Source organism: Endozoicomonas sp. SESOKO4 (assembly GCF_024606275.1).
The window spans coordinates 1-7,997 of record NZ_JAHHPS010000660.1 but is presented as its reverse complement, the minus strand read 5'-3'; the positions used below and the strand labels follow the sequence as shown (position 1 = coordinate 7,997).

Genomic DNA, 7,997 nt, shown 5'->3' with positions numbered 1-7,997 from the left:
CAATTCATTGATTCAAGTCATCTTATTAAAGAGCCTGGGTTTTCTTTTGTTACTCAATATTTCAGCTTATTAACAAAACAATCTAAATAAATAAGAAGCTAAATATTTTGCATTGATTCTATTCAGTCAAAAACATTAATTTGATGAATGATAAAAGACGGTTCAAGTCGTTTCCACGCCCCAGAGGCTATGACAAAAGTACAGTACTTCGCCGACACGGTGTTAATAAGTGCCTTAGCTTGGCTCGCTACTTTTGCAACAGCCATTCTGCCTGAGAATAGATACACCTGAAAAAACGATCTCTGCAACTTGAGAGATGGCCAGGGTTCCAAAACTGGAACATGTGTACCAATATTTTTACGCCCCCCCTATTTCATGAGGTGATCTATCCTTTCTCTCTGTACACCAGATAGCAAGGATAGAATTATTAAACGCCCACTGTTTGTAGCACCGCTGTTACTGCTCTTGTCATTGTCAATCATCTGCCAGGCCAAGTCGTTGACGAGACGTTTTGTTGTCGAACTTGAACAGCATGCAGGTTTTACAAACCAGAACTTTTCTACAAAGCGTGATCGACACACATGGCCGGGCACCCCGTCATCAGATACTGTCGACTCAAACAGCTATGCAGAAACAGATTCGCCATCTGATGACAAAGCACAAAAACCCGAGGGTTCCGGGGGAAAAACGCCCCTTGTTGAATCGATTTCGTGGCAATTGCTTTACGCTACTCATAGGCTGGTTGTCTACGAACTGATCCCAATCACCAAAGAGACTCCTCGAAGCCTTCCTTATTCATGGCCACCTCTGGATGTGGTTATATCGGTCGGTTGGTTTTTAAAAAGCTATTGGAACCCAGGTCCACCTCTGTTAAACCCGATTGAACAGCAAGAGTCCAGTCATGATCACCCGCTTGCGGCCATTACCATAATGTTTGGCTCCGGACATGATCAACATCAATACCAGCCATCAGAATCACCGGACCAGCAAGCCCCGGCAGCTACAAGCCGCCCACAGGCCTCGTTTACTGCACCCCAAAATACTGACTATGGGGGTGGTAACCCGGACCCTCATCAACACTCACATACTTTGGGTTTTAATTGTTTCTTCCATCCCTGTCGTGGCGTTTGTCAATTCCGACTATTATCCGGTTGCAAAGAGCTCGCTGAATCGACGCTGAATTCAGAAAACATGTCGACTGCCGGAAATGGCTCATCCTCTGATTTGGCGGATGGATACCACCTTAGTAACACGGATCATTTTGATCTTCTAAACATGACACCTTCCCAAAACAAATCAAGTTTCAAAGTATTGAATAATCACCCTGACACTCAGATCTCATTTGATTCTTATCAACTGTTTGAGCCACAGATGCGTGGTATTGACGTCAACCCAGCTAATAGCTTTAACCCCATAAACAGGGTCGGCTTTGATGGGACTGGCTTTGATGGGATCGACTTGGATGGGATCGAATTGGATGGGATCGACTTTGACTGGGCCAGCATAGACTCACTGAGCACCGGAGCCGCCTATACAAATGCCACTAAAGAACCAGTCAATGATCATCTGGCGATACCAGAGACTGGCTACCTTGCTCCCGAAGGAGCTAAATATTGGCAACAGGCTCTATCGGAACCTAATAATAAGCACTACAGCAGACAATTAATCTGTGACGTGATCGTGACCCGGGATGGTCAACCGCGACCATGCGGGATAATCTGCAAGAATGCAACCTCTCTGTCGGCTCACAAAAGCAGAGCCCACACCGGGCAACAAACCTGTAACCTGACTGTCATCAGGGAGGATGGTCAGCCGCAGCCTTGCGGGGTGGTTTGCAAGAATGCTGCTTCTCTGTCGGTTCACAAAAGCAAAGTTCACACCGGGCAAAAAATCTGTGATGTAACTGTGGTTGGGAAAGATGGCCAGCTAAGGCCCTGCAAGACGGTCTGCAAGCATGCTCAAGACCTCTCGAATCACAAAAATAGATACCACTCCGGGCAACAACAAACCTGTGACGCGATCGTGACCGGGAAGGATGGTCAGCTTCAGCCATGCGGTAAGGTCTGCAAGCATTCTCGCTCCCTGTTGGCTCACATAAGAAGAAACCACAACAGGCAAAAAACCTGTGACGAAACCATAGTCGGGGAGGATGGCCAGCCGCAGCCATGCGGAACAGTCTGTAAAAGTGCTCTAGCCCTGTCGGAACACAAAAAAAGAAATCACTCCGGGCAACAAACCTGTGATGCAATTGTTGTCGGGGTGGACGGGCTGCTGCGGCCATGTGGAAAAATCTGCAAGAGTTTCAGAGTCTTGTCAAATCACAAAATCGGAGAACACAGCGGGCAAAAGTCCTGTGAAGTAGCAGTGGTCGGAGAGGATGGTCAGCTGCGGCCATGCGGTAAAATCTGCAAGAATTCTAAAGTCCTGTCTGATCACAAAATCGGATATCACAGCGGGCAAAAATCCTGTGAATTAGCAATGGTTGGAGAGGATGGTCAGTTGCGGGCATGTGGGAAGGTCTGCAAGAATGCTCGCGCCCTGTTGGATCACAAAAGAATACACCACACCGGGCAACAAAGCTGTAAGGTTAGCGTGATTGGGGATGACGGCCTATTGCGGCCATGCGGAGAGATCTGTAAGAATGCTAAATACCTGTCGTATCACAAAAGAAAAGAGCACACCGGGCAACAAATCTGCTACATACGTGTGGTTGGGAAGGACGGCCAAATGCAGCCATGCGGAAGGGTCAGTAAAAATGCTCAAGCCCTGTCTCAGCACAAAAGAAGACATCGAAAACGTAAGCAGATTGGTGTAACTCCAGGTGATGAATGCAGTAATCCAGCAGGTAAAGTTCATAAGTAAGACTTGATCTGACACTGCCCTTTCCCCGGACTCAGTGGCTTTTCAGGAGCAGTCCCGGGGCTGGAAAAGAGACTGTTTACCTAAACTAAAATTGCACTTGTTTGAGGGTTTCGAGACAGCCTCTTTGTGCAGACATCTGTTTACTCCGAAAAACGGGCTCTAAAATTTGAAACAAGGCACGGGTTCCCACACTGGAGAGGGTGGGAACCAGGGCTATACAACCGCCGAAGCAGGAGGCAGATTATGAAGTAATTTCCGCGAGCAATATCTCGCTCACTTAATTAAGATTACGCCCTTTGTTGGCAGCAATTCTCAGCCTCAATGCATTCAGCTTAATAAAGCCTTCAGCATCTGCCTGATCATAAGCACCGGCATCATCTTCAAACGTGGCAATATTCTCATCAAACAGGGAGTCATCAGACTGACGACCAACAACCACTACATTACCCTTATAGAGCTTCAGTCGTACGACACCATTCACGCACTCCTGACTTTCATCAATCATCTTCTGAAGCATCTCACGCTCGGGAGACCACCAGTAACCGTTGTAAATCAGTTTCGCATACTTAGGCATAAGCTCGTCTTTAAGATGCGCCACTTCACGATCAAGCGTGATAGATTCGATCGCTCTGTGTGCCTTCAGCATGATGGTACCACCGGGAGTCTCATAGCAACCACGAGACTTCATACCGACATAACGATTCTCGACAATGTCCAGACGTCCCACGCCATTTTCTCCACCGACTTTGTTGAGGTAAGTCAACACAGTTGCAGGTGTCATTTCCTGTCCATCAATGGCAATGATGTCGCCTTTCTTATAGGTCAGTTCCAGATACAGTGGCTGGTCCGGGGCCTTTTCCGGAGATACGCTCCAACGCCACATATCTTCTTCGGCTTCAGCCCAGGGATTTTCCAGAATGCCACCTTCGTAGGAGATGTGCAGCAAGTTGGCATCCATAGAATAAGGAGACTTACCTTTCTTCTTCTCAACCTGGATACCGTGCTCTTCACAATAGGCCAGCAGTTTTTCACGGGAATTCAGATCCCACTCACGCCAGGGAGCAATAACCTGCACACCGGGCTTGAGGGCATAGGCACCCAGTTCAAAACGCACCTGGTCATTGCCCTTGCCGGTAGCTCCGTGGGAGATGGCATCGGCCCCCGTCTCATTGGCAATTTCTATCAGTCGCTTGGAAATCAGAGGGCGGGCAATAGAAGTGCCCAGCAGGTATTCTCCTTCGTAGAGGGTATTGGCCCGGAACATCGGAAACACAAAATCCCGTACAAACTCTTCACGCAGATCTTCGATATAGATCTCTTTGATGCCCAAAGCTTCTGCCTTGGCTCTGGCAGGCTCAACTTCTTCGCCCTGACCCAGATCGGCAGTAAATGTTACAACATCGCACTGATAAGTATCTTCCAGCCATTTAGCAATGACTGAGGTATCCAGCCCACCCGAATAGGCCAGTACTACTTTTTTGATCTCTTTCACCGAGCACTCCCAATTCCCGATACGGTAAAACCTGATTTGTGAGAGAGTATTGATGATCCAGCATTGAAAATCAATATTTATTCATTAAACCAGAATATAAATTCATCACTTCATTGTTTGATGGCTACCTCACAGCTCCACAAGCCCGATGTGGAAACCACCCAACCGACTTCGGATAGCGACAAAGCGGACACCATTATTCTCGAATACTCCCTTATTTTCCAGACCAGAAATCTCACAGGCAGTCTACCTGATCAGATAGAGACCAAATAATGTGCAAACAATTGGAAAAGCACTACTCTTGAAGTCCTGAAAACCGGTTGAAAGGCACTATGCGATGGGTAAATATCACTACCAAGCCAGCATAATTTTAGATACGATGCCACCTCAGTGAAGAGAGTCTTCCTGACTCTCCAATCTACAACACATTATTAACGTGTTTTTTGATCATCCTTTGCTGTATTTAGCGGACTCGTGAGAAAAACACGTTTACACTGTTGCTATTCAGCAGTCACTCTTTCCTTCTCTGGAACAGGTACTCTTCAGAAGATGACGCAAATGCCCATAGCGAAAGAAAAGATCTCCCTGACACGCCCTGATGACTGGCATATCCACCTGAGAGACAACGCAGCCCTGGCCGAAACGGTGCGTTCTGCAGCCAGGAATTTTACCCGCGCTATTATTATGCCCAACCTGCGTCCACCGGTGCTGAATGCCGATGACGCTGCCGCTTACAAGGCCCGAATCCTTGAGCATGTACCTGCGGGCGTTCATTTTGAACCACTGATGACGCTGTACCTGACAGATAACACCACACCCGAAATAGTTCGCGAAGCCAAGGCCAGAGGCGATGTCAAAGCTCTGAAACTCTATCCAGCCGGGGCAACCACCAACTCTGACTCCGGTGTCACCGACATCAGCAACATTGAAGAAAGTCTGATCGCTATGACGGAGGTGGGCCTGCCACTGCTGGTACACGCTGAAGTTACTGACAAAGATATTGATATCTTCGATCGTGAAAAAGTTTTCATTGATCGCTACCTGCGAGACATTACTCTTCGGCACCCTGACCTGAAAGTGGTTATGGAACACATTACCACCGCTGATGCTGTCGAATTTGTCAAAAGCAGCCACAGCAATGTAGCCGCAACAATTACTGCACACCACCTGCTGTACAATCGCAACGATATGCTGGCAGGAGGGATTCGCCCTCATTACTACTGCCTGCCGATCCTGAAGCGTAATATCCACCAGCAGGCTCTGCTCGAAGCCGCAACCAGTGGCAACCCGAAATTTTTCCTCGGCACCGACTCTGCACCTCATACCGTAGATGCCAAAGAGACCGCCTGTGGCTGTGCAGGTTGCTATACCGCACCGGCAGCCCTGGAATTGTATGCTGAAGCCTTTGAGAGCATGAATGCACTGGATAAACTGGAAGGATTTGCCAGCCACTTTGGTCCGGATTTTTACGCTCTGCCCAGAAACCAGACTTCAGTAAGCCTGATTAAGGAAGAATGGCAATTGCCAGAGTCCATCCCTCTGGGAGACAATCAGGTGATTCCTCTGCGTGCAGGCGAAACCCTGAGCTGGCGCTTGCAAGACCTGAACTGACACTGAAGACCGGAAAGTCTGCCTTCAGATGGCTGACTTTCCATTGACTCTGAAAGAATTAAGGAGATTCCGTGGTCGATGACAGCCATCTGATGGCCAACCGCTTTCGTGGTTTTTTACCCGTTGTGGTGGATGTGGAAACCGGAGGTTTCAATTCCGTCACCGATGCCCTGCTGGAAATTGCGGCAGTAGTCATTGAAATGGACGAAAGCGGCTATGTGCACCCCGGTAAGCCTCAGTCTTTCCATATTAAACCCTTTGAAGGTGCCAATATTGAACAGTCGGCGATAGAGTTTATCGGTATTGATCCCTTCCACCCGCTTCGTATTGCCACTGAAGAAGAACAAGCACTGAACAGTATCTTCAAAACAGTACGCAAGGAAGTTAAGAAGCAGGGTTGCAACCGGGCAGTACTGGTGGGTCACAATGCGTCATTTGACCTTGGTTTTCTGATGGCCGCAGCAGAGCGGTGTGATATCAAACGTAATCCTTTTCATCCCTTCTCCTGCTTTGATACCGCTACCCTGTCAGGATTGGCTTATGGGCAAACAGTGCTGGCCAGAGCCTGCGAAGCCGCAGAGATTCATTTCGATAAGGGCGAAGCCCACTCCGCTCGTTATGATACAGAGAAAACCGCCGAGCTGTTCTGCTCTATCGTCAATCGCTGGAAGGATCTGGGCGGCTGGTTGTAAAGAGGCTTGTAGTACCATTGTTGTCTTTGCCTGGTTTGATGGCCCTGATGCCTCCTGGCAACTGGGCACTTTTTTTGTGACTGGGCCGGGTATTACCAGAGCACTGTGATTGGTGGGTGGGTGTGAAGATAAATGGGTTCCGGAATTTTTGAGAGAGTTGCTTGTGGCAACCACTCGAACAAATCACCAAGGCTGAGTAAATTTCATGGTTTGAAATTGATCACAACCATTGGTGGCGAAATTCCGGATATCTCTTTTATTCTTCCTGCCCGGAGCGCTTCATACCCAGTAACTCAATATTCATTTTCATCCACAGCAGAGTAGCAGCCAGATTAGTGTTGTTATTGCAGATTCCATCATTACCAGACAACAAGCCCCGAGTGTCATCAACTACCTTGTCCACCTCTTGTTGTTGTTCTTCAGGGAATGTCTCAAGCAATTGCTTCAGACGCAGCTGCCCTTGGGTCAGATGTGCAAACCTCTGAGGAAACTGACGTAATTGATAAAATTTAAACAAATCTGGTTCCAGCCCCAATACACTCCAGGTATCGAGCGACACAGAGATAAGGGTGTTCACGTCACGTGCATCAAGTGCAGGTTTATCTACTGTGTCCGTAAAATACTTAATCTCCCCATTGACTCGCAATCGACCGAGTTGCTCAGCGTCCAAGTCATACGTTATGTTCAAAAAAAACTTGAACATATTGCCATTAGTAAGAGGTTCTTTGTCCGCATAATAACCGTTACCCGCCAACATGGGGAATTCCAACAATGTTTTCAGGTCGTGTAACATGAATGACTCACTGCCTAAGCCGCTACCTTGACGTTCAGACAGGAAGTAAAACCGGGAATCAGTAAAGCCATGATATTTTAACGCCAGTGTTAAAGCCAAACTGACAAAATGTGCCAAATACGAATAAACCCGACCATCATAGTGACGCTTAAAAACACTTAAACTATCAACGACAAAAATACGATAACGCCCATTATCATTTTTTCGGATAGAAAAGACGCTAAAATGACCGGTTTGATCCTGAAAAATAAAATTTTTAGATTCATCTGTTGCCATTAACGGCAGATGGGTTATGAATAACCCAATCAGCTGCTGAAGACACTGAGGGTGGCCCAGATGAGTTTGCATATACTTTAACTTTGAAGGGCTGACAGCATTCACAATGTTGTCTAATAACAACTGTTTGGGCAACCCTTCAGGTAATCCAAGCTCCGGAAGTGCATATTTGGCAAATATTCTGATTAGATTTTCTGGCAGGCTCTCAAGCTTTGGATATTCAAGCAAAACGTGTGACATTTCACCTTTTTCCAGCTTGCCGGGAAAATGA

The 7,997-nt window shown here is 47.3% G+C and carries 6 protein-coding genes; 4 read left to right on the top strand and 2 right to left on the bottom strand.

Annotated elements, in window-relative coordinates; genetic code table 11:
• The first annotated feature begins 498 nt into the window (after positions 1-498).
• On the top strand, positions 499-2,862 hold the full coding sequence (locus tag KDK16_RS12860) for a hypothetical protein (RefSeq protein ID WP_257276429.1): 2,364 nt from the start codon (positions 499-501) through the stop codon (positions 2,860-2,862).
• Between the two features lie 277 nt (positions 2,863-3,139).
• Here KDK16_RS12860 and KDK16_RS12855 read toward each other — a convergent pair whose 3' ends face one another.
• Complete coding sequence (locus tag KDK16_RS12855; protein ID WP_257276428.1) at positions 3,140-4,354, bottom strand: argininosuccinate synthase; 1,215 nt, start codon at positions 4,352-4,354, stop codon at positions 3,140-3,142.
• Between the two features lie 63 nt (positions 4,355-4,417).
• Here KDK16_RS12855 and KDK16_RS12850 point away from each other — a divergent pair, with 63 nt between their 5' ends.
• From KDK16_RS12850 to rnt, 3 genes are all read left to right on the top strand, one after another.
• A complete protein-coding gene (locus tag KDK16_RS12850; RefSeq protein ID WP_257276427.1) occupies positions 4,418-4,627 on the top strand; it encodes a hypothetical protein in 210 nt (69 codons plus the stop codon).
• Positions 4,628-4,912: 285 nt separating this feature from the next.
• The gene (gene pyrC, locus KDK16_RS12845; protein ID WP_257276426.1) at positions 4,913-5,965 is read left to right on the top strand and encodes a dihydroorotase; all 1,053 of its coding nucleotides are present in this window, start codon (positions 4,913-4,915) and stop codon (positions 5,963-5,965) included.
• 92 nt (positions 5,966-6,057) lie between these two features.
• Positions 6,058-6,657, top strand: a complete 600-nt coding sequence (gene rnt, locus KDK16_RS12840; protein ID WP_257276430.1) for a ribonuclease T — start codon at positions 6,058-6,060, stop codon at positions 6,655-6,657.
• Positions 6,658-6,913: 256 nt separating this feature from the next.
• Here rnt and KDK16_RS12835 read toward each other — a convergent pair whose 3' ends face one another.
• Complete coding sequence (locus KDK16_RS12835; RefSeq protein WP_257276425.1) at positions 6,914-7,954, bottom strand: hypothetical protein; 1,041 nt, start codon at positions 7,952-7,954, stop codon at positions 6,914-6,916.
• Positions 7,955-7,997 lie beyond the last annotated feature (43 nt).

Coding starts and splice junctions, on each gene's coding strand:
- pyrC (WP_257276426.1), top strand. CDS start 4,913: ATGCCCATAGCGAAAGAAAAGATCTCCCTGACACGCCCTGATGACTGG.
- rnt (WP_257276430.1), top strand. CDS start 6,058: ATGGCCAACCGCTTTCGTGGTTTTTTACCCGTTGTGGTGGATGTGGAA.